General features: G+C 69.4%; 19 protein-coding genes. 11 read left to right on the top strand and 8 right to left on the bottom strand.

Going from position 1 to position 24102, the window contains the following annotated elements:
- Positions 1-335: 335 nt before the first annotated feature.
- The 4 genes from rny to recA all read right to left on the bottom strand — a co-directional run bounded on the left by rny (position 336) and on the right by recA (position 5255).
- Entirely contained in the window at positions 336-1931 is a 1596-nt protein-coding gene (rny, locus tag FB559_RS02555; protein ID WP_141952827.1) for a ribonuclease Y, read from the bottom strand.
- Between the two features lie 629 nt (positions 1932-2560).
- On the bottom strand, positions 2561-2689 hold the full coding sequence (locus FB559_RS46055) for a hypothetical protein (RefSeq protein ID WP_281286215.1): 129 nt from the start codon (positions 2687-2689) through the stop codon (positions 2561-2563).
- A 174-nt stretch (positions 2690-2863) separates the two neighbouring features.
- On the bottom strand, positions 2864-3412 hold the full coding sequence (locus tag FB559_RS02560) for a regulatory protein RecX (protein ID WP_141952829.1): 549 nt from the start codon (positions 3410-3412) through the stop codon (positions 2864-2866).
- Between the two features lie 712 nt (positions 3413-4124).
- Positions 4125-5255 carry a recombinase RecA gene (recA, locus tag FB559_RS02565; protein WP_141952831.1) on the bottom strand — a complete coding sequence of 377 codons (1131 nt, stop codon included), beginning with the start codon at positions 5253-5255 and terminating at the stop codon, positions 4125-4127.
- A 207-nt stretch (positions 5256-5462) separates the two neighbouring features.
- Here recA and FB559_RS02570 point away from each other — a divergent pair, with 207 nt between their 5' ends.
- The 4 genes from FB559_RS02570 to FB559_RS02585 are packed head-to-tail and all read left to right on the top strand — an operon-like array spanning position 5463 to position 8322.
- Positions 5463-6323, top strand: a complete 861-nt coding sequence (locus tag FB559_RS02570; RefSeq protein WP_141952833.1) for an ATP-grasp domain-containing protein — start codon at positions 5463-5465, stop codon at positions 6321-6323.
- A gap of 45 nt (positions 6324-6368) precedes the next feature.
- Complete coding sequence (locus tag FB559_RS02575; protein WP_246121315.1) at positions 6369-6713, top strand: hypothetical protein; 345 nt, start codon at positions 6369-6371, stop codon at positions 6711-6713.
- A 3-nt stretch (positions 6714-6716) separates the two neighbouring features.
- Entirely contained in the window at positions 6717-7862 is a 1146-nt protein-coding gene (locus tag FB559_RS02580) for a glutathionylspermidine synthase family protein (protein WP_141952836.1), read from the top strand.
- Positions 7863-7878: 16 nt separating this feature from the next.
- Positions 7879-8322: a DUF350 domain-containing protein gene (locus FB559_RS02585; RefSeq protein WP_141952838.1), complete on the top strand. Its 444-nt coding sequence runs from the start codon at positions 7879-7881 to the stop codon at positions 8320-8322.
- Here FB559_RS02585 and FB559_RS44460 read toward each other — a convergent pair.
- Both FB559_RS44460 and FB559_RS44465 read right to left on the bottom strand, forming a co-directional pair.
- A complete protein-coding gene (locus FB559_RS44460) occupies positions 8315-8728 on the bottom strand; it encodes a rhodanese-like domain-containing protein (protein WP_141952840.1) in 414 nt (137 codons plus the stop codon). The two genes, FB559_RS02585 and FB559_RS44460, sit on opposite strands and share 8 nt — an antisense overlap.
- Positions 8725-8919 (bottom strand): DUF3046 domain-containing protein, encoded by a 195-nt coding sequence (locus FB559_RS44465; RefSeq protein WP_141952842.1) that lies wholly within the window; start codon positions 8917-8919, stop codon positions 8725-8727. The genes FB559_RS44460 and FB559_RS44465 overlap by 4 nt, the downstream gene beginning before the upstream one ends.
- Positions 8920-8974: 55 nt before the next feature.
- On the opposite strand from FB559_RS44465, the gene FB559_RS02600 reads away from it, so the two are divergent.
- The 4 genes from FB559_RS02600 (at position 8975) to FB559_RS43605 (ending at position 16094) form a co-directional block, all read left to right on the top strand.
- Positions 8975-13441: an ATP-dependent helicase gene (locus FB559_RS02600; protein WP_141952845.1), complete on the top strand. Its 4467-nt coding sequence runs from the start codon at positions 8975-8977 to the stop codon at positions 13439-13441.
- Positions 13442-14476: 1035 nt separating this feature from the next.
- A complete protein-coding gene (locus tag FB559_RS02605) occupies positions 14477-14803 on the top strand; it encodes a hypothetical protein (RefSeq protein ID WP_141961465.1) in 327 nt (108 codons plus the stop codon).
- Positions 14803-15249 (top strand): MerR family transcriptional regulator, encoded by a 447-nt coding sequence (locus tag FB559_RS02610; protein WP_141952846.1) that lies wholly within the window; start codon positions 14803-14805, stop codon positions 15247-15249. Before FB559_RS02605 ends, FB559_RS02610 begins: the two co-directional genes overlap by 1 nt.
- A gap of 572 nt (positions 15250-15821) precedes the next feature.
- The gene (locus tag FB559_RS43605) at positions 15822-16094 is read left to right on the top strand and encodes a hypothetical protein (RefSeq protein WP_185792015.1); all 273 of its coding nucleotides are present in this window, start codon (positions 15822-15824) and stop codon (positions 16092-16094) included.
- A gap of 665 nt (positions 16095-16759) precedes the next feature.
- On the opposite strand, the gene FB559_RS02620 is transcribed toward FB559_RS43605, so the two are convergent.
- Complete coding sequence (locus FB559_RS02620) at positions 16760-18724, bottom strand: serine/threonine protein kinase (protein ID WP_246121316.1); 1965 nt, start codon at positions 18722-18724, stop codon at positions 16760-16762.
- A 785-nt stretch (positions 18725-19509) separates the two neighbouring features.
- A complete protein-coding gene (locus tag FB559_RS02625) occupies positions 19510-20691 on the bottom strand; it encodes an ROK family transcriptional regulator (RefSeq protein ID WP_141952850.1) in 1182 nt (393 codons plus the stop codon).
- A gap of 203 nt (positions 20692-20894) precedes the next feature.
- Here FB559_RS02625 and FB559_RS02630 point away from each other — a divergent pair, with 203 nt between their 5' ends.
- From FB559_RS02630 to FB559_RS02640, 3 genes are read left to right on the top strand one after another with little or no spacing between them, the layout of a single operon-like run.
- Complete coding sequence (locus tag FB559_RS02630; protein ID WP_141952853.1) at positions 20895-22181, top strand: extracellular solute-binding protein; 1287 nt, start codon at positions 20895-20897, stop codon at positions 22179-22181.
- Positions 22182-22194: 13 nt separating this feature from the next.
- Complete coding sequence (locus FB559_RS02635) at positions 22195-23169, top strand: carbohydrate ABC transporter permease (RefSeq protein WP_141952855.1); 975 nt, start codon at positions 22195-22197, stop codon at positions 23167-23169.
- Positions 23166-24008 carry a carbohydrate ABC transporter permease gene (locus FB559_RS02640; RefSeq protein WP_141952857.1) on the top strand — a complete coding sequence of 281 codons (843 nt, stop codon included), beginning with the start codon at positions 23166-23168 and terminating at the stop codon, positions 24006-24008. The genes FB559_RS02635 and FB559_RS02640 overlap by 4 nt, the downstream gene beginning before the upstream one ends.
- Positions 24009-24102: the final 94 nt, after the last annotated feature.

Below are 24102 nucleotides of genomic sequence, written 5' to 3' on the forward strand. Positions count from 1 at the left end.
CCTGAAACGACGAGCACCGGCAGAGGCCGGCCACGAGCGAGCGGAGCATCGGTCCCTACCTCAGCCACCTCACCGCTCGGCCCGGCTCCGTCGTCTCCGCGCTCATCCGGCGGCCCTGCGTGTCGCCGGCTCGCCGTACCGGCCCTATCCCGGAGCGTGGACCCCCTGCCCGCAGCGACCGTACGTCGCCGCTCCCTGTCCACACGCCAGCCGCATGCCGCACGCACGCTCCGCCCGGCCCAGCCCCTCGACCGGCCCATGCCCACCAGCCCACATCGGCACTGGCCGTACGGCAGTCGCTCCACCATCCGGCACGGCCGCGGCGGTGGGCGGGCTCAGCGGGCGAACTCGGTGGCGCGGGACTCCCGGACGACGGTGATGCGGATCTGACCGGGGTAGGTCAGCTCCTCCTCCACCTGCTTGGCGATGTCGTGCGCGATGACCTGGGCCTGGATGTCGTCCACCGAGTCGGGCCGGACCATGACGCGGATCTCGCGACCCGCCTGCATCGCGAAGACCTTCTCGACGCCTTCGCGTTCGGTGGCGATCTCCTCCAGGCGCTCGAGGCGCTTGACGTACGCCTCCAGGGACTCGCGCCGGGCGCCTGGGCGGCCGCCGCTGATCGAGTCGGCGGCCTGGGTGAGTACGGCCTCCACGGTGCGTACCTCGACCTCGTTGTGGTGCGCCTCGATCGCGTGGACGACGTCCTCCTCCTCGCCGTACCGCCGGGCGATCTCGGCACCGATCAGAGCGTGACTGCCCTCGACCTCGTGCGTGAGCGCCTTGCCGATGTCGTGCAGGAGTGTGCAGCGCTTGAGGAGTACGGTCGGCAGCCGCAGCTCGGCGGCCATGATGCCCGCGATGTGCGCCGACTCGATGAGGTGCTTCAGGACGTTCTGGCCGTACGACGTGCGGTAGCGCAGCTGGCCGAGCAGGGCGATCAGTTCCGGGTGCATCTCGGTGATGCCCAGCTCGACGAGGGCGTCCTCACCGGCGCGTACGCACAGTTGTTCGACCTCGGCCTTGCTGTGGTCGTAGATCTCCTCGATGCGCTGCGGATGGATCCGGCCGTCGAGGACGAGCTTTTCGAGGGTGAGCCGGCCGACCTCGCGGCGTACGGGATCGAAGCAGCTCAGCAGTACCGCTTCGGGTGTGTCGTCGATGATGAGGTTGACGCCGGTGGCCGTCTCGAACGCGCGGATGTTGCGGCCCTCGCGGCCGATGATGCGGCCCTTCATCTCGTCGCTGGGCAGGTGCAGCACGGACACGACGGACTCGGCGGTCTGCTCGGTCGCCACCCGCTGGATCGCGAGCGTGACGATCTTCCGCGCGCGCTTCTCGCCCTCGTCGCGCGCCTCGCCCTCGATGTCACGGACGATCAGTGCGGCCTCGCGCTTGGCCTGGTTCTCGATGGCGACGACGAGCTCGCTCTTGGCCTGGTCGGCGGTGAGCCCGGCGGCCTGTTCGAGAACCTGCTGGCGTTCTTCGTCGACGCGTTCGAGCTCGGCCCGGCGCTCTCGGAGCGACTGCTTGACCTCGTCCAGCTTCTGGCTGCGCTCCTCGAGCCGCCGCATCTCGTCATCGAGCCGCTGCTCACGCTCGGCGAGACGGATCTCGCGACGTTCGAGGTCTTCCCGCACCGGGCGGAGGTCGTCCTTGAGGGTCTTGACCTCCTTCTCTGCCTCGGCACGGGCCACCGCGGAGGTGTCCTTGGCCTTGGCCTCGGCTTCGGCGACGATCTCCTGCGCCTGGGCCTTCGCCCGCGCTACGATCTCGTCCGCGTCCCGATGAGCGTTGACTTCCTCTTCGCTCCGCACGGTGCTCTTGGTAGCCGCGACCACCCGGCCGAGGATCCTCCGGAGCACAACGATGACGAGGATGACGAAGGCCACGATGATGAGCAGTGCCGCACCTATGACACCCAAGATCACGGCACTGACCCCTTTCCTCGACGTCGACGCCACCCAACACCAAGGCAGCGCGCGAGGGGCTACGAACGCGCCATGGGTCCACCGGACCGCCGACGGATGCCAGCCGGGGCACAACCATCCAGGGTCCCGGACTCCCACCAGAACCCTGTAATCCCACCAACCGGCCATAGGGGAGCCGGCCGGGATACCTCTCAGCTCGTCAAAGTCTGCGGTCGTATGGAAATCCGCACTGCGCGGAGTAACTCCTCACTGCCGTAACCGTAAGCGTCGCGGAGGTAATGGGCAAGGAAAGACCACACGTTCCGGACGATTCGTTGCATGTGGCAAGCAGATACCCATACCTCCCTCGCCGCAGGTGAGAGACAAGATCGCGCTGGTCGGCCGCGTGGCGGCCCTGACCAGGACCCGTACACACCCTCGGCCACGGACCAGGGCAAATTTTGTGGACCCGCTACACCCACGGGCGCGTCGCGCCCCTGTTCCCACCGCCGAGCACCACGCCGCCCGGAAGATCATCGCCAGTCACCATGGGCCCACTGGTCTGCGGTCGACGCCCTGGAGCCGGCACGGCTAAGTCACGGCAGCCACAGTGGGCCTGGCCTGGCCCGTCCTGAGCAACCTCACCCGGCTCAGACCGCGCCGCCCCAGGCACTCCCCCAGGTCATCCCGCCACAAGCCGCGCGGGTGAGCCGGTGCAGGGTCAACGCCACCTCGTCATCGGGCGCACGGTGGCCACGCTCCGCACCCACGCTTCTCATCCCATGCTCCGCAACCGGACGAGACCGGCCATGCCCCCCACCTCGCCCCGCAGCTGGACGAGGCCGGCCGTGCCCACTGCCGGGACGGTCATCGCGGTCACGTGCGTCGGCTGGATCCTGGGGGTGCGCTGGGGCGTTCTCGTGCTCGGGGGTGTCGGGCTGCGGCGACCGGGGTTAGTCCTCTGGGGGTGAGTCGGGGAGGTCGCCGATGCCCTCCGCTTCGAGGGCCTCGCGGATCAGGTTGTAGGCGAGGCTGCCGGAGTAGCCCTTGCGGGCGAGTACGCCCGCGATGCGGCGGGTGCGTTTGACGGGGTCCATGCCGCGGGTGACGGCCATTCGTTTCGCTATGAGTTCGCGGGCCGCGGACTCTTCCTGCTCCGGGGCCAGTTCTTCGACCGCTTCCTTGACGGTGTCGTCGGCGACGCCGCGCTGCCGGAGTTCGGCGGCGAGTGCGCGGCGTGCCAGGCCGCGGCCGGCGTGCCGGGACTGTACCCAGGCCTGGGCGAACGCGGCGTCGTCGATCAGGCCGGCCTCCGTATAGCGTCCCAGTACCCGCTCGGCCACCTCGTCCGTCACGCCCTTGCGCCGCAGCGCGTCGGCTAGTTGGGCGCGTGTGCGAGGCGAGAAGCTCAGCAGCCGGAGGCAGATCTCACGTGCCGCGGCCTCCGGATCGTCAGCGTCCGCGGCGGAACGCCGACCGGCCGACGACCTCCCACCCGCCATGGACCTCCCACCCACCGTGGACCGCCCGTCGGACGCGGACCGCTTCGCCTTCCAACCGGAACCACTGCGTGCAGCGCCGCCAAATCCGTTATCGGCCTTTCGTCCTGCCACGACATCCCCTTGAACTCTCGCCGTACCCGAATGTCCGTCCGAACCACTGCCCCCTGGACGGAGACAAGCGCCGGACGCCCGAAGCGGTGAACCGGAACCACCGCGCCCTCAAGCCGAGACTCCCGCCGACCGGACCGACCGACCGGACCGGCACCGGCGCCACACGAACGACCGTGGGACCGACCGGACGGCCACGCCCCAGCGAGACGCGACGCCGGCGAGCTCAGAGCCCACCGCGACACCAACCCCTCAGCGAGACGCCGCCGACAGGCGAACACCAACATCAGCGAACCCCGGATCCGGTCCTCGCGCTCCGGCCAACCGCCGATACCGCCCCCTGGGGAGCCTCCCGGCAGGCACCCACAGAGCGAGTGAGCACGAGCCCCACCCACTCCCAGCCAGTCGCGACGCCGCCAGGAAACCCGGCTCGACACCGCCCGGAGCGCCGATGTTCGGCGGTCCGGGGACAAGTGCCCGCAAAGCGAAACGGCAAGAGGCTCCTGGACGGGGGCGACGCCACCGGGGAAGGACTCCGCGCCGGTCTCGGTCCGGCGCGGGGCGTGACGCCGCCGCCCGCCAGGAGGGCTTATCGGGCCGGCTCTCAGACGTCGCCCGGCTTCGGGGTGCTCTTGGCGCCCCGCTTGGCCCCTGCCGGCTTACCCGCCCCCGCCGTGACCGCCCCGTCGGCCGGTGCCTCCGCGGGAGGCGCGGCCGGGGAGGTCGGGTCGGCGTCGAGCTTCGGGCCCACCCCGAGCTTTTCCTTGATCTTCTTCTCGAGCTCGTTGGCCATGTCCGGGTTTTCCTTGAGGAAGGTGCGGGCGTTCTCCTTGCCCTGCCCGAGCTGGTCGTTCTCGTAGGTGTACCAGGCGCCGGACTTGCGGACGAAGCCCTGCTCGACGCCCATGTCGATGAGGCCGCCCTCACGGCTGATGCCCACGCCGTACAGGATGTCGAAGTCAGCGACCTTGAACGGCGGCGCCATCTTGTTCTTTACGACCTTGACGCGCGTGCGGTTGCCGACCGCCTCCGTGCCGTCCTTCATCGTCTCGATGCGGCGGATGTCGAGGCGCACCGACGCGTAGAACTTCAGCGCCTTGCCGCCCGTGGTCGTCTCGGGCGAGCCGAACATGACGCCGACCTTTTCCCGCAGCTGGTTGATGAAGATCGCTGTGGTCTTGGTCTGGTTGATGGCGCCGGTGAGCTTACGGAGGGCCTGCGACATGAGGCGGGCCTGGAGACCGACGTGACTGTCGCCCATCTCCCCCTCGATCTCCGCGCGTGGCACGAGGGCCGCGACGGAGTCGATGACCACGACGTCGATCGCGCCGGAGCGGATCAGCATGTCGGTGATCTCCAGCGCCTGCTCCCCCGTGTCCGGCTGGGAGACGAGGAGCGCGTCGACGTCGACGCCGATCTTCTTCGCGTACTCGGGGTCGAGCGCGTGCTCGGCGTCGACGAACGCCGCGATGCCGCCGTTCTTCTGCGCGCTCGCGACCGCGTGGAGCGCGAGGGACGTCTTACCGGAGGACTCGGGGCCGTAGATCTCTACGACACGGCCACGCGGGAGGCCGCCGATGCCGAGGGCCACGTCAAGGGCGATCGAACCGGTCGGGATCACCTCGACCGGAGGGCGCCCCTCCTGGCCCAGCCGCATGACGGAACCCTTGCCGAACTGCCGCTCGATCTGGGCGAGCGCCGCCTCGAGAGCCTTCTCGCGATCGTTTGCTGCCATGTGAGGTGTCCCTGTGAAATCGGTGCCTGCTGTTATCGGATGCGACGTTACGGGGCCGCACTGACAGTTTTCGAGAGTCCGGGCCACCGGTGTGGATGACGTCGCTCGTTACGGCCAACTTTAGCCGAACACGTGTTCGATCATGGTAAGACACTCCGATTCCCACCGGAAACCCGGAGGGAGTTGGCTTACGCTGAGCGCAGGATCATGCCGGTGACCATTCTCATGTGCGCCGACCCGCTCAACCCCCGGAGGGTCGACGAGCACTTCGCCCGGGAGGCCGACGCCGTACGCGCGCTCGGCGGCTCCATCGCGCTCATCGACCATGATGCCCTCCAGCACGGCGACGCCGCCATGGCCGTCCACCGCGTACCCCGTGACCTGGGCACCGTCTGGTACCGCGGCTGGATGATCACGGCCGTGCAGTACATCGCGCTGACCTCCGCCCTCGGCGCGCGGAGGGTCACGATGGCGGTGCCGCCGGACGGCTACCAGAAGGCCCATGAGCTGCCCGGCTGGTACGACACGTTCGCCGGTGTCACTCCCGCGAGCGTGTGGCTCCCGATGCCCCCCGGCGCTCCCCCAGGCAGGGACAGGCTGGCGCAGCTCGTACGCCCGCTTCCCAAGGGACCCGTGATCGTCAAGGACTACGTCAAGTCGCGCAAGCACGAGTGGGACGAGGCGTGCTTCGTGCCCGACGTCACCGACCTCGACCGGCTGCACGCCGTGGTGTCGCGTTTCTTCGAGCTTCAGGGCGACTCCCTGGCCGGCGGCATCGTGATCCGCGAGTTCGAGACGTACGAGGGCGGCGAGGCGCGCGTCTGGTGGGTCGACGGTGAGCCGGTGCTGGTCGGGCCGCATCCGGACACCCCGGACCGGCATCCACGCCCGCGTACGGAGCCCACCGCGCCCTGCGTACGTTCTCTGGGCTGCCGCTTCATCACGACGGACCTCGCGCGGCGCGCGGACGGCGCCTGGCGGGTGGTCGAGGTCGGCGACGGACAGGTGAGCGATCTTCCAGGAGGCGCCGAACCCGCCGACCTGTACCTGAGCTTCCCGATCCGCTAGGCACCTCTACACTTACCGGACATCACCCCCGGAACCGGAGGGCCCATGCCTCCCCAAGACGCCGGACGGCGGATGCGCTCCGGTGCCGTACAGCTCAGCGCGGTGGGCGTGCTGTCCCTGACGCTCGTGGCCTGCTCCTCCAGCACCAGCGCGTCCTGCGTCGACGGCCAGAACTCCCGCGGCGGCTCACACCGCGTCGTCGACGACCGCTACTGCGACAACGGCGGCACGTACGGCCGCTACTACTGGTACTACGGCGGCCGCTACCACGGCGGTTACATCTCCCGCGGCTCCACGATCCGTCCCCGCGGCAGCAAGATCACTTCACGCGGCGGCCGGGTGATCTCGCGTGGTGGCTTCGGCGGGCACTCCGGCTCGCACGGAGGCTGAGCCGTGCGACGCGAGTTCTCGGACCCGCGGGGGGACTGGGCCCAGATCATCGAGTCACAGGGCCTCGCGTACCACCGCACCTCCCACCCCGAGCACCTGACCCGCCCGTACTGGGACGAGTCGGTGCACTACGTCTTCGGCATGGACGAGGTCCTCGCCCTGGAGACGGTCGTCGAAGAACTCCACGGGATGTGCCTGGCAGCGGTGGAGCACGTCGTGACGACCGGCCGGTACGACGTGTTCGGCATCCCGCCCTGGGTGCGCCCGCTCATCGAGGCGTCCTGGCGGCGCCGCGACCCGCACCTGTACGGGCGGTTCGACCTCCGGTACGACGGCGAGGGCCCGGCCAAGCTGCTGGAGTACAACGCCGACACCCCCACCGCGCTGGTGGAGAGCTCGATCGTGCAGTGGTACTGGCTACAGGACGTCTACGCCGACGGCGACCAGTGGAACTCCGTCCACGAACGCCTCGTGGACCGCTGGAAGGAGATCGCGCCGGGACCGGTGCACTTCGCCTGGACCACGGAAGACGAGACCGGCGAAGAGCTGATGACCGTCGCGTACCTGCAGGAGACCGCCGAACAGGCCGGCGTCGCTGCCACCCCCATCGCGATGGAGGACGTCGGCTGGCACGCACGGGACGAACGCTTCGTCGACCTGGACGAGGCCGAGATCCGTACGCTCTGCAAGCTCTACCCGTGGGAGTGGATCGTCGCCGAGCCGTTCGGCCGGCACGTCACGCGTGCGTCCTGGATCGAGCCGATCTGGAAGATGCTCCTGTCGAACAAGGCGCTGCTCGTCGTGCTCTGGGAGCTGTACCCGGGCCATCCGAACCTCCTGCCGACGTTCCTCGGCACGCCGAGCTCGCTCACGTCGTACGTGCGCAAGCCGCTGCTCGGCCGTGAGGGGGCGAGCATGAGCATCGTGACGCCCGACGGCGTACAGACCACTCCTGGGGAGTACGGAGCCGAGGGCTTCGTCTTCCAGGAGCTGTGCCCGCTGCCCGACTTCGGCGGCGAGCATCCCGTACTCGGCGCCTGGGTCGTGGGCGACGAGGCCGCCGGCCTGGGCATCCGCGAGACCTCCGGTCTCATCACCGATGACACCTCTTCATTCGTCCCGCACCGCATCGACGTGGCACCTCGTTAGGGAGATCGACATGGCTATGGCGTTCTCGGAAGGTTTCGGCACGGCTCTGGGCAAGGGCGCCGGCGCGATCGCGGCGTACACGGCACTGGGGCTCGTGCTGCTGCTCATCGGGTTCTTCGCGGTCGACATGACCACGCCGGGCCGCCTCACCACGATCATCAGGACGAACCGCAACGCCAACGCGACACTGCTCGCCGTCTGCGGCATGGCGGGCGTGGGCCTCGTGGTGGCCGCGTCGATCTTCGCGTCCGGCGGGAAGCTCCTCGAAGGGCTGATCGCGACTCTCGTCTGGGGCCTGGTGGGCATCATCACCCAGCAGATCGCCACGCTGGTCGTGCGTTACCTGCTGGGCATCGACGTGGCCGGGCTGATGAACAAGGAGAAGCTCGAACCCTCGGCGATCCTCCTGGGCGCGACGCAGGTCACGGTCGGCCTGATCACCGCGGTCGCCGTCATCTGAGGTCGTACGAGGCGAGCCGCGGGCGTACGGGACCGGGCGTCACCGGGAGCCCGGCCGCCCGCCACTCCTGGAAGCCGCCGACCACGTCCGTGGCGTCGACCAGGCCGATCGCCCGCAGAGACGCCGCGGCCAGCGACGAGGAGTAGCCCTCGTCGCAGATCACGATCCAGCGGACGCGGTCGTGGACGGCCTCGGGGATACGAGAGTCGCTGCCGGGGTCGAGCCGCCACTCGAGATGGTTGCGCTCGACGACGACGGCGCCGGGGATGTCGCCGTCGGCGCGCCGCTGGTATTCGGGACGCGTGTCGACGAGGAGCCCGCCGGCGCGTACGGCCTCGGCCGCCTCGTGCGGCTTGAGGCGCGTGAGCCCCGCCCTGGCCTCGGCGAGCAGCCGGTCGACGCTCACCGCAGTTTCTGGGGGACGTCGAAGGTGGCGCAGACCGCCTGCCACACGGCTTTGACGGCGACGCCTTCGGCCAAGGCCTGTTCGACGGTGCGGCCACCTAGCTCGGCCAGGACGTAGTCCTTGGCCACGCTCTCGGCATAGCCATCGCCGAACTGGCTGTTCATTCGTTCCCAGAACACGGTGAGACGCACCCCTCAACGCTACCGGCCGGCGCGTTCTGTCGGTGCCGCGAGGCATCATGGCAGCATGGGACCGCTAGACCGCTTCTCCGCCGCCGCGCGTGCGTGGTTCACCGGGGCGTTCGCCGCGCCCACGGCGGCTCAGGAGGGCGCCTGGGAGGCCATCTCCCGTGGCGACAACACCCTGGTCGTGGCCCCGACCGGCTCGGGCAAGACCCTCGCCGCGTTCTTCTGGTCACTCGACCGGCTCGCCACCGTGCCGCCGCCGGAGGATCCCAAGCGGCGCTGCCGGGTGCTGTACGTCTCCCCGCTCAAGGCGCTGGCCGTCGACATCGAGCGCAACCTCCGGGCCCCGCTGACCGGGCTGCGGCAGACGTCCCAGCGGCTGGGCCTGGACGAGCCGGACATACGCGTGGCCGTGCGCTCCGGTGACACTCCCGCTGACGAGCGCCGCCGGTTCGCGGCCAAGCCGTCCGACATCCTCATCACGACGCCGGAGTCGCTGTTCCTGATCCTGACCTCACAGGCGCGCGAGGCGCTGCGCGGCGTCGAGACGGTGATCATCGATGAGGTCCACGCGGTGGCGGCGACCAAGCGCGGCGCCCATCTCGCACTTTCTCTCGAGCGGCTCGACGCGCTCCTGGAGCGACCCGCCCAGCGCGTCGGTCTCTCCGCGACGGTACGGCCGGTGGCCGAGGTCGCGACGTTCCTCGGCGGCACGAGACCCGCCACCGTGGTGCAGCCGCCGCACCAGAAAGAGGTCGAGCTCGAGATCGTCGTGCCGATCGAGGACATGACCGAGCTGGGGCAGCCGACCGAGGACCTGAGCGGGGCGGCGGCCGGAGAGCCCAACCGCACGTCGATCTGGCCGCACGTGGAGGCGCGCGTGCTGGACCTCATCGAGGCACACCGCTCGACGATCGTCTTCGCCAACTCGCGCCGCCTGGCCGAGCGGCTGAGCGGACGCCTCAACGAGCTGTCGCTGGAGCGGGCCGAGGAGGAGCTCGCCGAGGACGACTCGCCCGCCGAGATGATGGCGCAGGCCGGGGCCTCGCGCGGGGCTCCGGCCGACGTCGTACGCGCGCATCACGGGTCGGTCTCCAAGGAGGAGCGGGCCGGGATCGAGGAGGCGCTCAAGGCCGGGCGGCTGCCCGCCGTCGTCGCCACCTCCAGCCTGGAGCTCGGCATCGACATGGGCGCGGTCGACCTGGTGATCCAGGTCGAGTCGCCGCCCTCGGTGGCCGGCGGGCTCCAGCGCATCGGCCGGGCCGGGCACCAGGTCGGCGCCGTCTCCAAGGGCGTCATCTTCCCCAAATACCGGGGCGACCTCGTGCAGACCGCGATCGTGGCCGAGCGGATGCGCGACGGCGAGATCGAGGAGCTGCGTTACCCGCGCAACCCCCTCGACGTGCTCGCCCAGCAGATCATCGCGATGGTCGGCATGGACGAGTGGCCGGTCGATGACCTGGAGATCCTGGTACGACGCGCGGCATCGTTCGCGACGCTGCCGCGTTCGGTGCTGGAGGCCACACTCGACATGCTCGCCGGTCGCTACCCGAGCGACGAGTTCGGCGAGCTGCGCCCACGGCTGGTGTGGGACCGCGTCGCCGGGGTCCTGCGGGGGCGCCCCGGGGCGCAGCGGCTCGCGGTCACCAGCGGCGGCACCATCCCCGACCGCGGCCTGTTCGGCGTCTTCCTCGTGGGTGAGAAGGCGTCGCGGGTGGGCGAGCTGGACGAGGAGATGGTGTACGAGTCGCGGGTCGGCGACGTGTTCGTGCTCGGCGCGAGCTCGTGGCGCATCGAGGACATCACCCCCGACCGCGTGCTGGTCTCCCCCGCGCCGGGACGGCCGGGCAAGCTGCCGTTCTGGCACGGCGACGCTCCCGGGCGCCCGGCCGAGCTGGGGCGCGCCCTGGGCGCGTTCAGCCGTGAGCTGTCCGCGCTGTCACCGGACCAGGCGCGCTCTCGCGTACGTGCCGCGGGCCTGGACGAATGGGCCGCCGGCAACCTGCTCGCCTATCTGTCCGAGCAGCGTGAGGCGACCGGCTACGTGCCCGACGACCGCACCCTGGTGGTCGAGCGGTTCCGCGACGAGCTGGGCGACTGGCGGATCGTGGTCCACTCACCCTTCGGGGCGCTCGTGCACGCTCCATGGGCGCTCGCCATGGCCTCCCGGCTGCGCGAACGCTACGGTGTCGACGCCCAGGCCATGCACTCCGACGACGGCATCGTGCTGCGCATCCCCGACACCGGCGGCACCGAGGCCGCGCCGCCGGCGAGCGACCTGGCGCTGTTCGATCCCGACGAGATCGAGCGGATCGTCACGGACGAGCTGGGCGGCTCGGCGCTGTTCGCCTCACGGTTCCGCGAGTGCGCGGCGCGTGCGCTACTGCTGCCCCGGCACCGTCCGGGCAAGCGCATGCCGCTGTGGCAGCAGCGGCAGAGGGCGGCGCAGCTGCTCGCCGTGGCGAGCAAGTACGCCTCGTTCCCGATCGTGCTGGAGACCGTGCGCGAGTGCCTCCAGGACGTGTTCGACGTGCCGGGGCTGGTCACGCTGATGCGCGACCTGGCCGGCCGCAAGACGCGGCTGGTCGAGGTGGAGACGCAGGTGCCCTCGCCGTACGCGCGGTCCCTGCTGTTCAGCTACGTCGGCGCGTTCATGTACGAGGGCGACGCCCCGCTCGCAGAGCGGCGCGCGCAGGCCCTCGCCCTCGACTCGACACTGCTCGCCGAGCTGCTCGGCCAGGCCGACCTCCGCGAGCTCCTCGACCCGGAGGTGGTCGCCGAGGCGTCTCTGGAGCTGCAGCGGCTGCCGGCCGCACGGCACGCACGCGACATGGAGGGCACCGCCGACCTGCTCCGCGAGCTGGGGCCGCTCACGACTCCCGAGCTGATCTCGCGGGGCGCGACCGCGCAATGGCTGGCCGAGCTGGAGGAGTCGCGCCGTGCGATACGGGTGCGCATCTCCGGCGAGGAGCGATGGGCGGCCATCGAGGACGCCGCACGACTGCGCGACGCACTCGGGGTGCCGCTGCCGGTCGGCGTGCCGGAGGTCTTCCTGGAGCCGATCGCCGACCCGCTCGCCGACCTGCTGAGCCGTCATGCGCGTACACACGGTCCGTTCCACGCGTCGGACGCGGCCTCCCGGTTCGGGCTGGGCGTCGCGGTGGTGAACGACACGCTGCACCGGCTCGCGGGCCGCGTGTCCGAGGGGGAGTTCACGCCGGGTGAGCGCGGCACCGAGTGGTGCGACACCGGGGTGCTGCGCATGCTGCGCCGCCGGTCACTGGCTCGCCTGCGCGCCGAGGTGGAGCCCTCGTCGCACGACGCCCTGGCCCGTTTCCTGCCCGCGTGGCACGGCATCGGCTCCTCGCGGCTGCGGGGTCTCGACGCGCTGGTGCAGGCGATCGAACAGTTGCAGGGCGCCGCGGTGCCGGCGTCGGCCCTGGAGTCGCTGGTGCTGCCCGCGCGGGTCCCCGGCTACTCCCCCGCGATGCTGGACGAGCTGACCGCCTCCGGTGAGGTGGTGTGGGCGGGCCAGGGCGGCCTGCCGGGCGGCGACGGGTGGGTGTCGCTCTATCTGGCCGACACGGCTCCGCTCCTCATGGCCGAACCCGCCGACATCACCCTGACGCCGCTGCATTCGGCGGTCCTGGAGGCGCTGGGCGACGGCGGGGCGGTGTTCTTCCGCACGCTGTCCGACCGGGTGGGCTCGCTGAACGACCAGGAGCTGGTCACGGTGCTGTGGGACCTGGTGTGGGCGGGCCGGCTGACCAACGACACGCTGGCCCCGCTGCGTTCGCGGCTCGGTTCGAGCCGGACCACACACCGTCCTCGCACCCGCCGCCGCCCGGTCATGCCCTCACGCACCGGCCCCCCGACGGTGGCCGGCCGCTGGTGGCTTCTGCCCGAACGCGTCTTCGACGCGACCCGCCGCAGCCACGCCCTGGCCGAGACACTGCTCGACCGGTACGGCGTCGTCATCCGCGGCGCGGTAATGGCCGAACGCACACCGGGAGGCTTCGCGGCGGTGTACCCCGTGCTCCGGGCGTTCGAGGAGACGGGCCGGTGCCGCCGCGGCTACTTCGTGGATGGCCTGGGCGCCGCCCAGTTCGCCCTGCCGGGAGCCGTCGACCGCCTACGCGCCACCACCCGCGCCGACGCGCCCCGCGCCCTGGTCCTGGCCGCGACCGACCCGGCCAACCCGTACGGCGCCGCCCTGCCCTGGCCCGAACGCCCGGAGGACGCCGCGAGCGGCCACAAACCGGGCCGCAAGGCGGGAGCACTCGTCGTCCTCGTGGAGGGACAACTGGTCCTCTACGTCGAACGCGGCGGCAAGACCCTGCTGTCGTGGAACGAAACCGACCTACAGCCGGCCGTCGACGCCCTCGCCCTGGCGGTACGCGAGGGAGCCCTCGGAAAACTAACGGTCGAACGCGCGGATGGCGGCGCCATCAACGACTCCCCCTTGGCGGCCGCGCTGGAGGCGGCGGGCTTCCACCCCACACCCCGAGGCCTACGCCTCCGCTCCTGACGCTTTACGCTGCCCGGCGACCGATGCGACCGTCATCGAGTCCCCACACGCCGTTCACTGGAGAAGACCTTTTCGCCCACCTCCGCACGGCCCTCTCCCGACGCTCGAACGTGTGGATGGCGGCGCCATCACCGACTCCCCCTTGGCGACCGACTTGGAGGCAGCGAGCGTCCACCCCACACCCACGGCCTACGTTTCCGCTCCCGAACGCCTCTCCCCGCTCGGACACCGACACGTCAACGGCAGCGGCCGTCAAGACCCCGCAACCGTTCACCGAAAACGACCTTTCCACCCGCCCCACACGACCCCTACTCCTGACACGCCAACGAGCGGACAGCGACGCCACCATCGCCTTCGCCGCTCGCCGAAAACACCCGGCACCACCCACCCCTGCGCAACCCCGCTCCGACGCTCGAGCGAGCGGATGGCGGCACCATCACCGACTCGCCCTTGGCGACCGCCTTGGAAGCAGCGAGCGTCCACTCCACATCCCGCGGCCTCCGCCTCCACTCCCGAACGCCTCGCCCCGCTCGGCGACCGACGCGTCGACGTCATCAAGTCCCCGCACGTCGTTCATGGGAAGCGACCTTCCACCCACCTCCGCGCAACCCCCACTCCCGACACTCGAACGAGCGGATGGCGGCGCCATCAACGCCCCTCACCGCCGCTTGCGGCCAGCCTCCACCCCACATCCCCACCCCACAGCCTCCGCTTTGGCTCCCGAACGCCTCGACTCGCTCGGAAACGGCCGCTTCCGCCCGTCCCCGTACAGCCGACGCCTGCCACTGACGATCACGGCCGCCATGGATCTCACACCGCGGCCTACGCCTTCGCTCCTGGGGAGCACGCGCACTGCAGCCACCTGCCGCTATCGGGAAGCTGATCGTTGAGCGCGGACGGCGGCACCGTGGTCGGCCCCATCGCTCGCCGCCGCTTTGGAGCCCGCGGTTTCTCCTACCGGCGCCGGTTTCTTCGCTCTCGGCAGTTGAATCCGGTACCCCGGTACAGGCTTATCGTCGTCTCGGGGTGATCTCGATGGTTGAAGCGTCCTGGGTGCCGGATGCCTGCACCCTGCCTTCGGCGGAACGTCCGCTGCGCGTGGCGGAATTCGACGCGCTGTTCGAGCGCGCGCTGCGCAGCGTCGAACGGGTCGACCGCCGACGACTGCGTCTGGTCGTCGATGAAATGTGGGAGGCCGAGCTACGTGACCTGATCGCTCGTGAGAGTTCATGCTGCTCGTTCTTTGCTTTCACGATCGTGCGGAACGGCGGCGGGCTGGTCGTGGAGATCGCTGTGCCTCCCGTTCACGAATCGGTACTCGATGCGCTGGCGGCCCGGCTCACACGCGGATCGAGGCACTGATGACGGAACGCTCGCTGCGTACGGGCGAGGTGGCCAGGCTGGCCGGGGTCAACGTTCAGACACTGCGCTACTACGAACGCCAGGGTCTGCTGCCCCTCCCATCGCGAACCCCCGGCGGCCACCGCGCCTATCCGCCCGACGCGGTCGGGTTGCTGCGAACGATCAAAGCCGCGCAGCGTCTCGGCTTCAGCCTGCAGGAAATCGCCTCACTACTGGCGACCGACCGGCGTCGGGCAAGGCGCCGGCAGGCAGGCCTGCATGGACATGCGGTCGCCAAACTCGTCGAAATCGACGCGAAGCTGGCGGACCTCACCACCGTGCGTACGACCCTGGCCGCCGTCGTAGCGGCCGGATGCGACGACCTGGCCCACTGCACCTCACCGAACTGCCCCCAGGCATCGAGTGGGACATTCGACTCATCACCGCTGCCGGACCTGACGAATTAGCCCGGCGGTCCCCGACAAGAACACTCGTCGCATATGGATAAATTTGGCGATTAGATATGCCAAATACTGACTCCAATGGCGACCTAAAACTGTCAGAGCCATCCATTACATTGGCCTTCAGATGCCGATTCATCTCTCACACAAGGAGCGTCCATGACGCTATCCGGAAAGCCGAAGCCCAGAGATTTTTCTGCTCGAGCGAGAGGTGATGAATGCCAGCGAAGAGTCCACTTATGGGAGCCGACGAGGTGGAGATTATCGATCCACCCGGCCGATACGTCGGCCAAAGATACCGGCCCGTCGGCGCACGGAGCTGAGAGCCGCCTGGCGGGATACGAACAACAGCGACCACACCCAGGAAACGGGACTTCGCGTAGCCACGTGAACCACCGAGGGCAGGCGAATGATCCTCGCCGATAGGGCCCGCAAGGCGCGCCGCAGCAGTTGGTGTCCCCTGTGCCGAGGCCCGGTCCGCATCGGCCAGTACATCGCCCGCCTCGGCCTCACCTGGGTCCACACCACATGCGCGGTGGCGCGCATGTAAGCCGCGACGAGACGTCCGGCCTCTCCGTGTGACTCCCGCCGCGAAAGGAGGGCCCGCCGGAGTAGGCGACACCTACCTCGGAAGGGAAACTACCCGGCTGCGGCTGCGGCTGCGGCTGCGGCTGCGGCTGCGGCTGCGGCTGCGGCTGCGGCTGCGGCTGCGGCTGCGGCTGCGGCTGCGGCTGCGGCTGCGGCTGCGGCTGCGGCTGCGGCTGCGGCTGCGGCTGCGGCTGCGGCTGCGGCAAATCAGTACTACACGACGGCACGGCTCGCAAAGCGATAATCGCCATCACGAAATGTGAATCGCACCACAGCACGAGATCGATAATCGCCGCTGCCGGGAAGGGAGAACCGCTGCCTACGGCTACGGCTACGGCTACGGCTACGGCTACGGCTACGGCTACGGCTACGGCTACGGCTACGGCTACGGCTACGGCTACGGAAAAATATCGCCATCACAGCCGGAAATCGCCAACTAGGGGAGGAGTCAACTGCGGAACTCGGCGTCGCCGATTCCAGTGGATAGAGCGCACTCGCTTGGATGATCTGCCACGTGGGCACCGCTCTTCGCGCGAAAGGTTGCTGCATGGAGGATTTGCCGCGCAGCACACCTCACACGTGACGGGATTTCCCCATGGGGCACTTCCCGCGCGCGGGAAATTGCCGGGCGAAGGATTTGCCGCGTAATGCACTTCCCGCGTGATGAGGTTGCCCCGTCAGGCACCTCCCGCGCGGGGGCCTCCGCATGGAGGATGGCCACGCAGCGCACTTCCCGTGTGACGAGGTTGCCACGTCGGCACCTCCCGCGTGGGAGGCTCGCCACGTGGAGGATGGCCGCACAGCGCACTTCCCGTGTGACGAGGTTGCCACGTCGGCACCTCCCGTGCGGAGAGGATGTTGTGCGGGGCACTTTCGCGTGGCGGCTTCCGCGTGCGGAGGTCGTCTCGTAAGGGACCGTCGCGGCGGGTTATTTGCCGCAGTGGCTCCAGCCGCTCGTCCACTTGGCCGTTTTCGAGGCACCGCCCCAGGTGACGCACTTGCCCTTCGCCGCCAGGCGTACCGGGCCCGCGTAGAACGGGAAGGCGCCCGCCCTGCTCCCCCGGCCGCCGCCCTTAACGACCAAGGAGGCACCCAGGTACGTCTTTCCGCTGGACTTGCGGATCATCGTGACGACGCAGTTGGCACCGGCCTTGGCGTTGTACAGCAGGTAGGTCGTGGCGTCGCCAAGCCCGTGCATGTCGATGACGCGATAGCCGGTACCGCACACTCGCTGGGGTGTGTACGGGTTGGGCTTCGCCTTGGCCACGGCCGGTTTGCGCGACGGCGTATGAGATGTCGCCGGGGTCCGTCGCTTGGACGGGTGGCGAGACCGGTTGGCGGACGGGGCAGACGGAGGTGGTGCGGCGACCTTCTCATCTTTTCCGTCTCCCCCGGACGCGGCCATCGCGGCGACTCCGCCGACCAGTGCGATGAGGACGGCTGCCACTGCCGCGATGATCAGTACCGTACGACCTTTTCGCCCGTCCGGTGGGTCGATCGTCGATGCCGGCGCGCCCGGGTGACCGGGTACACCCCCGGAGAACGCCGGGCCAGAGGTGGGTAGACGCGCGGTCCGTTCCTCATTCGGCGCGCCCGGCCCCGGCCCGACGCCGTACGAGGACGGAGTGCTTGCGGGAAGGCGCACGGTTCCCGCTCCACCCAGATCGGCCGATCCTGTGGGACCGCCGAATGAAGACGGTCCGGAGAGTGACGGGTGGCTGGGGGCCGCCTCACTCCTGCCCACCGGACCCGGAGTGCCATCGGATGAACGCCGGTCCATGCCGGACACGTACGGCGTGCCCACTCCGCCGCCCCCATGCATGGCGGTGGGCCGATCGAGTGCCGGCGACTGCGGGTTCTCGCGCTCGGATGCGTCGCCGGCCGAGTCGACGGCAGGCATGGCTTGCATGCCTGCCCGATCAGGTGAGGGCGGCCGCAGGTTCCCGTGATCGGATGCGCCGATGGCCGGGCCAGACGCAGGCATGCCCTGTGCAGCTGGCCGATCAGGAGGCCGCGGCTGCGGGTTCCCCCGCTCGGGTGCGCCGGGCGGTGCCGCGGAGGCCAGGGACGCCGCTGGGCCATGGTGGCCCATCAGGTCGTCCATCAGGTGCCGGGCGGTGGGGCGGCGTGCCGGGTCCTTGGACAGGCATGCGGCCACGGCGGGGCGTAGCCTGCCGTCCAGTTGTCCCAGGTCAGGCTCCTCATGGAGGATTCGGTTGATCACCTGCGGGATCGAGCGGTGGCCGAAGGCGGGTGTTCCGCTGGCCGCGTAGACCATCGTGACGGCCCAGGCGAACATGTCCGTGTGTGGTCCGATCGGGCCCTCGCTGAGCTGCTCCGGCGCCATGAACGCGGGTGTTCCCACGACCTGGCTCACCGCGCTCGTCATCGTTCCGCTCGCGTCCAATGCCTTTGAGATGCCGAAGTCGATGACCACGGGACCGTCCGGACCCATCAGGACGTTGCCCGGCTTGAAGTCACGATGGACCACTCCGGCCTGGTGGATCGCGGCCAGCGCGGTGACCGTGTTGATGGCCAGGCGGTCCAGGGCGGATCCGCGGCGGGGGCCTTCGGCTCGGAGCTGGTCGTGCAGTGACGGGCCGGGCACGTACTCGCTGATGATGTACGGGCGGTCGGCCGCCATTCCCGCGTCCAGGACCTGGGCCGTGCAAAAGCGCGCGACGCGCTTGGTGACCTCCACCTCGCGTACGAAACGGGCGCGGGCGGGTGCATCCTCGATCAGCTGAGGGTGCAGGAGCTTGATGGCCACCGCCCCGGCCGAACCCCGGCCCAGATAGACGACACCCTGGCCACCCTCGCCGAGCCGTCCGGTCACGTCGTAGTCCCCCAGCCGACGGGGATCCCCGTCACTGAGCGGCTGGACGTTCACCACGGCGGCCTCCCGATCACATGACACGGACGCCGCAGAACCTATCAACGCCGCCGGAAATCTCCATCTTCGGCGATCGAGCCGCAACCCCGTCGGAGCGGGACGTCTCTCCGCCTGCGACCACCGTCACTACGTGGCATGGGCCAGTTCACGGACCGACGGTGAGCCGTCACCTGTCTTTGCGGATGACCGGCAGCCGATGACGGGCGCACAGCGCGGGTCGCACGTAGTGGATTGCCGGTCGCGGATGGCAGATGGCCGCGGCGGGCGGCAGATCGCCACTGGAGGTGGACGATCGGGGCCCGCGGTGAGTGGCCGATCGTGGGTGGCCGGTCGGCGGTCGCGGATGGCAGATGGCGGGTCGCAGGTCGCGGGAGGCCTACTGCACGGGTCACGGGTGCGGGTCATAGTTCGCGGGACGCAGGCGCGGGACGCAGGCGCGGGACGCAGGCGCGGATCGCAGGTCGCAGCTTGCGGATCTCAGGTCACATATCGCGGATCGTTGCCAGCGGCTGGCGGTGTGGCTGGGCGAGTGTTCAGCCGGGGCACTGCCGGGAGTGGCCGCTGTTCGACGGCCGCGCGGGCATGTTGTTCCCCGTCAAGGACGCCGTGGCGCTAGCCGTGGCCGCTTCCGGGAGGCCAAGGCGTCCTCGGACCGCCAGGAATGATCTGGATCAACGCGACTCACGGTCGCCAAAGGGACAGGCTCAGGCGGCCCCGAGCAGCCAGATGCAACCGAAGCGAACCGCAGTCCCCCAGCGCCGGGACAGCGAAACGGGCAGAGACCGCTAGCTGGAGAAGACCTCGTCCCGGGCACGGTCCAAGGCCGCGAACACCGCGCCTCGCAGCACCGGATTCCCCTGGACCTCGCTCAACGCGACCCGCGGCCGTGTCGGGCAGATTCGGCCGACCGCCTCCTGGATGCGGCGGATGAGGCGTTCGCCGCCGGCGATTCCCAGTTCGCCCGAGATCAAGACCAGCTCCGGGTCCAGCACGATCGTCACCGACGCGACCCCGTACGCCAGGCGGGTGGCGAGTTCGTCCAAGAACGGGCCACCCGAGGCGCCTGCGGACGCGGCCGCGCGTACGCACTCGGTGGCGGTCGGCTCGTCGAAGCCGTGTTCACGTGCCAGGTCGCGTACGGCGTCGGCGCCCGCCAGCGCGCCCAGGCCTCCGGCCAGGGCCGGCATGCCCCATGTGACCGACTCGGTGTCCTTTTCCGGTAGTGCCGCGCCTGGGACCGGCAGGTAGCCGATCTCGCCGGCGCCGCCGGAGAAGCCTCGGTGCAGCCGGCCGCCCAGGACGACCGCGAGGCCCAGGCCTCGGTGGGCCCACAGCAGGGCGAAGTCGTCCACGTCGCGCGCGGCGCCGCACTCCTTCTCCGCCAGGGCGCCCAGGTTGACGTCGTTCTCGATCGTGACGGGCATGCGCAGGTCGCGGCGGAGGGCCTCGAGGATGCCCGCGTGCCAGTGCGGCATGTCGTAGATGAACTGCACGTCACCGGTGCGGGGGTCCACGACGCCCGGGGTGCCGATCACCAGGGCGTGCAGCTTGGCCAGGGGCACCTTCGCCGACCGGCATGCCTTCACGACCGCGTTGTGCACCAGGGAGACCGCGTCCGACGCGTCTCCGGGCTCGACCGTCACCTCCGCGGCGACGTGTCCCGTGATGTCGGCGATCCCGGCCGTCACGGCGTTCGGGCCCACGTCGAGGCCGGCCACGTACGCGCTGGAGGGCACCACGGCGTACAGCGCGGCGTTCGGGCCCCGGCCGCCGGCCTGCTCTCCCACGACCGCCACCAGGCCACGGTCCTCCAGCCGGGCGAGCAGCTGCGACGCGGTCACCTTCGACAGTCCCGTGCGTTCACCGATCTGCGTACGCGTCAGCGGACCCGAGCTCACCAGAAGATCGAGTGCGGACCGATCGTTCAGCTCGCGTAGGAGTCTTGGCGTCCCCGGCCGACTCGCCATCTCCGTACACCTTCCATCTCGATCCGCTAACAGGTCTTCTTGGTTAGGAAACTTTCCTGTTAGTTTAGTCCAAGCAGTCCGTTATCCCATAATCCGGCAGACCCACAGCCCGACTGTAGGCAGGCGCCCAGCGACCGTGCGTACGACATGCCGCATGAATACCAGTCGTACACCGATCGGGCGGTACCGAAGGGAGTTCCATTGTGAGGTACACCAAGGCCGCCGCGGCGGCCGTCGCACTCGCTGTGGCCATAACCGGCTGTGGCAGCAAAAAGAAAGACGACTCCGCCGCCAAGCCCGCAGACCCCGCGAAGATCGTCGTTTGGCAGATGGGCGATGGCAGCCCGGAGCAGACCAAGTTCCTCGACGGAGTGACCGCGGAGTTCCGCCAGAAGCACCCGAACACCGCGGTCGAGATTCAGTACATCCCCTGGCCGCAGGCCACCCAGAAGTTCCAGACCGCGATCGCCAGCGGTTCGGGCCCGGACGTGACCGAGGTCGGCAACACCGACGTGCAGTCATGGGCCGAGCAGGGCGCCTTCGCCGACATCACCGACAAGATGGGCTCCTGGGCCGAGGGCAAGACCCTCAGCAAGGGCGCCCTCGCCAACGACCAGCTTGACGGCAAGACCTACGCCGCGCCCTGGTACGGCGGCGTACGGGCCGTCTGGTACCACAAGGACTGGTTCACCGACCTGGGCATCCAGCCGCCGAAGACCTGGGCCGACCTGGAGGCCGCGGCAAAGACGATCCAGGACAAGAAGAAGGTGCCGGGCATCGCCGCGCCCAGTGACTTCACCAACGGCATCCTGAGCTTCGTGTGGGCCAACGGCGGCGACGTCGCCACCAAGCAGGGCGACAAGTGGGTCGGCACCCTCGACCAGCCGCAGGCCAAGGAGGCCATCGAGTTCTACGCCGGCCTGGTCAACAAGGACAAGGTCGCACCGGACAAGTACGTCGGCAAGAACGAGCTGCAGGGCCCCCAGCAGGACTTCGCCCTCGGCAAGGTCGGCATGTACATGGACGGCAGCTGGGCCCTTCCCCAGCTGGAGAAGGTGAACAAGAAGGACGAGAAGAACTGGGGCGTCTTCCCGATCCCCGGCAAGACAGGCGGCCTCGCACCGGTCTTCTCGGGCGGTTCCGACCTCGCCGTCTGGAAGGACAGCAAGTACAAGGACGTCGCGTTCGACTACCTGACGACGCTCGACAGCAAGAAGGACGCCAAGACCTTCGCCGACACGCTGAAGTTCCTGCCGCAGTTCACCGACGTGCTGCAGGGCGGCTCCTACCAGGCCGACCCGATCATGGGCCCGTTCGCGCAGGCCGCCGCGTCCGGCGTGAAGTTCACCCCCAACAGCAAGGGGTGGGCGGACTACGAAGGCGCCAAGAAGATCCTGCCGAACGCCGTCAAGGCGATCATGCAGGGCAAGTCGGCCGACGATGAGCTGAAGAAGGCCGACGAGCAGGCCGGCACCCTCCTCAACCAGTAAGGGATCAGCCCGCATGCTCGACACCGCCCAGGCGGTGCGGCACGTGCCGGGCCGGACATCGTCCGGCCCGGCACGGCCCGCCCGCCGCCGCCCACGCTTCGGGCCCTACCTTCTGATCCTGCCCGCGCTCGTGACCATCGCCGTGCTCCTCATCTGGCCGGTGGTCCAGATCGGCCGGATGTCGTTCCAGAAGGTCGGCCTGCGCCAGCTCCGCGGCGAACCCGCGGAGAACGTCGGACTCGACAACTACCGGCAGATCCTCGGTGACAGCTTCTTCTGGACCACCGTCCGGCACACGGTCCTGTTCGCGGCCGTCGCCGTCACCGCCACGCTGCTGGTCGGCACCCTCGTCGGACTACTGCTGAACCAGCTCGGCCGGCGGATGTCCTCGTTCGTCGCGGGCGGCGTACTGGTCGCCTGGGCGACCCCGCCGGTCACCGCGGCGGTCCTGTTCGCCTGGCTGTTCGGCACCACCGGCGGCCTGGTCGGATGGCTGCTCGACCTGCTGCCGAACTGGCTCGTCGGCGGCGGCTGGCAGAACTACAACTGGTTCTCCTCACCGCTGCCCGACTACACCGTCCTGACGATCTGCGTCGTCTGGATGTCGTTCCCCTTCATCGCCGTCTCGGTCCTGGCCGGGCTGCGTACGGTGCCGACCGAGCTGTACGAGGCCGCCAAGGTTGACGGCTCCAGCGCGTGGAACACTTTCTGGAAAATAACGTTTCCGCTGCTCAGGCCGGTCTTCGGGATCCTGCTGGTGCTCTCGGTGATCTGGGACTTCCGGGTCTTCACCCAGCTGTTCATCCTGTCCGGGCTCGCCAACAGCGACTCGTTCAACCTGTCGCTGTACGGCTACTCAGAGGCGTTCGGCTCGCTCAACGCCAAGTACGGCCTCGGGTCGGCGATCGCGATGGTCCTCACGGTGATCGTCCTGATCGTCACAGCGATCTACACGCGAATGATCGTCCGGCAGCAGGGGGTGGCATGAGCGCGCGCAGAGTACGGCGGATCGCCCTGAACACCGCGGGGATCGCGGTGTTCGTCGTCTCGGCCTTCCCCGTCTTCTGGATGATCTCGACGGCGTTCAAGCCCAACCAGGAGATCTTCAGCTCCACGCCGCACCCGGTGCCCTTCCACCCGACGCTGCACCACTTCGACTACGTGCTGAACGGCGGCATCGCCGGGGTCTCCTTCTGGCACTACTTCGTCAACAGCCTCATCCTGGCGGTCGGGACCGTGGTCGTGTCCGGACTGCTCGCGCTGCTGGCCGCGACCGCGGTGGCGAGGTTCCGCTTCCGGTTCCGTACGACCTTCCTGATCCTGCTCCTGGTCGTGCAGATGGTGCCGGCGGAGGCACTGGTCATCCCGATGTTCATCGACCTGAAGCACCTGGGCCTGCTGAACAGCCTGGTCGGCCTGACCGCGGTCTACGTCGGGTTCGCGCTGCCGTTCGGCGTCTGGATGCTGCGCGGGTTCGTCGCGGCGATACCCAAGGAGCTGGAGGAGGCCGCCGCGATCGACGGCGCCGGGCCGATCCGGATCTTCTTCCGGATCCTGCTGCCGCTCGTCGCGCCGGGTCTCGTGGCGACCAGCATCTTCTCCTTCATCACGGCGTGGAACGAGTTGATCTTCGCCTACACGTTCCTGAAGGACCAGGACAAGGCCACGTTGCCGATCATGTTGCAGTTCTTCTTCGGGCGCTCCGGCAACGACTGGGGTCCGATCATGGCCGCATCGACACTGCTCACCCTCCCGGTCATCGCCTTCTTCCTTCTCGTCCAGCGCCGCATGGTGTCCGGCCTGGTCGGCGGGGCGGTGAAGGGATGAGTGGGCGACGGGCTCCGGTGCCGCACGTACGGGAAGGTGAGCGATCCATGACCACGAAGCCAAGCCGGCACATCGAGCAAGAAATGGTGAACGA

This window comes from Actinoallomurus bryophytorum (assembly GCF_006716425.1).
In the GTDB taxonomy this organism is placed as follows: Bacteria; Actinomycetota; Actinomycetes; order Streptosporangiales; family Streptosporangiaceae; genus Actinoallomurus; species Actinoallomurus bryophytorum.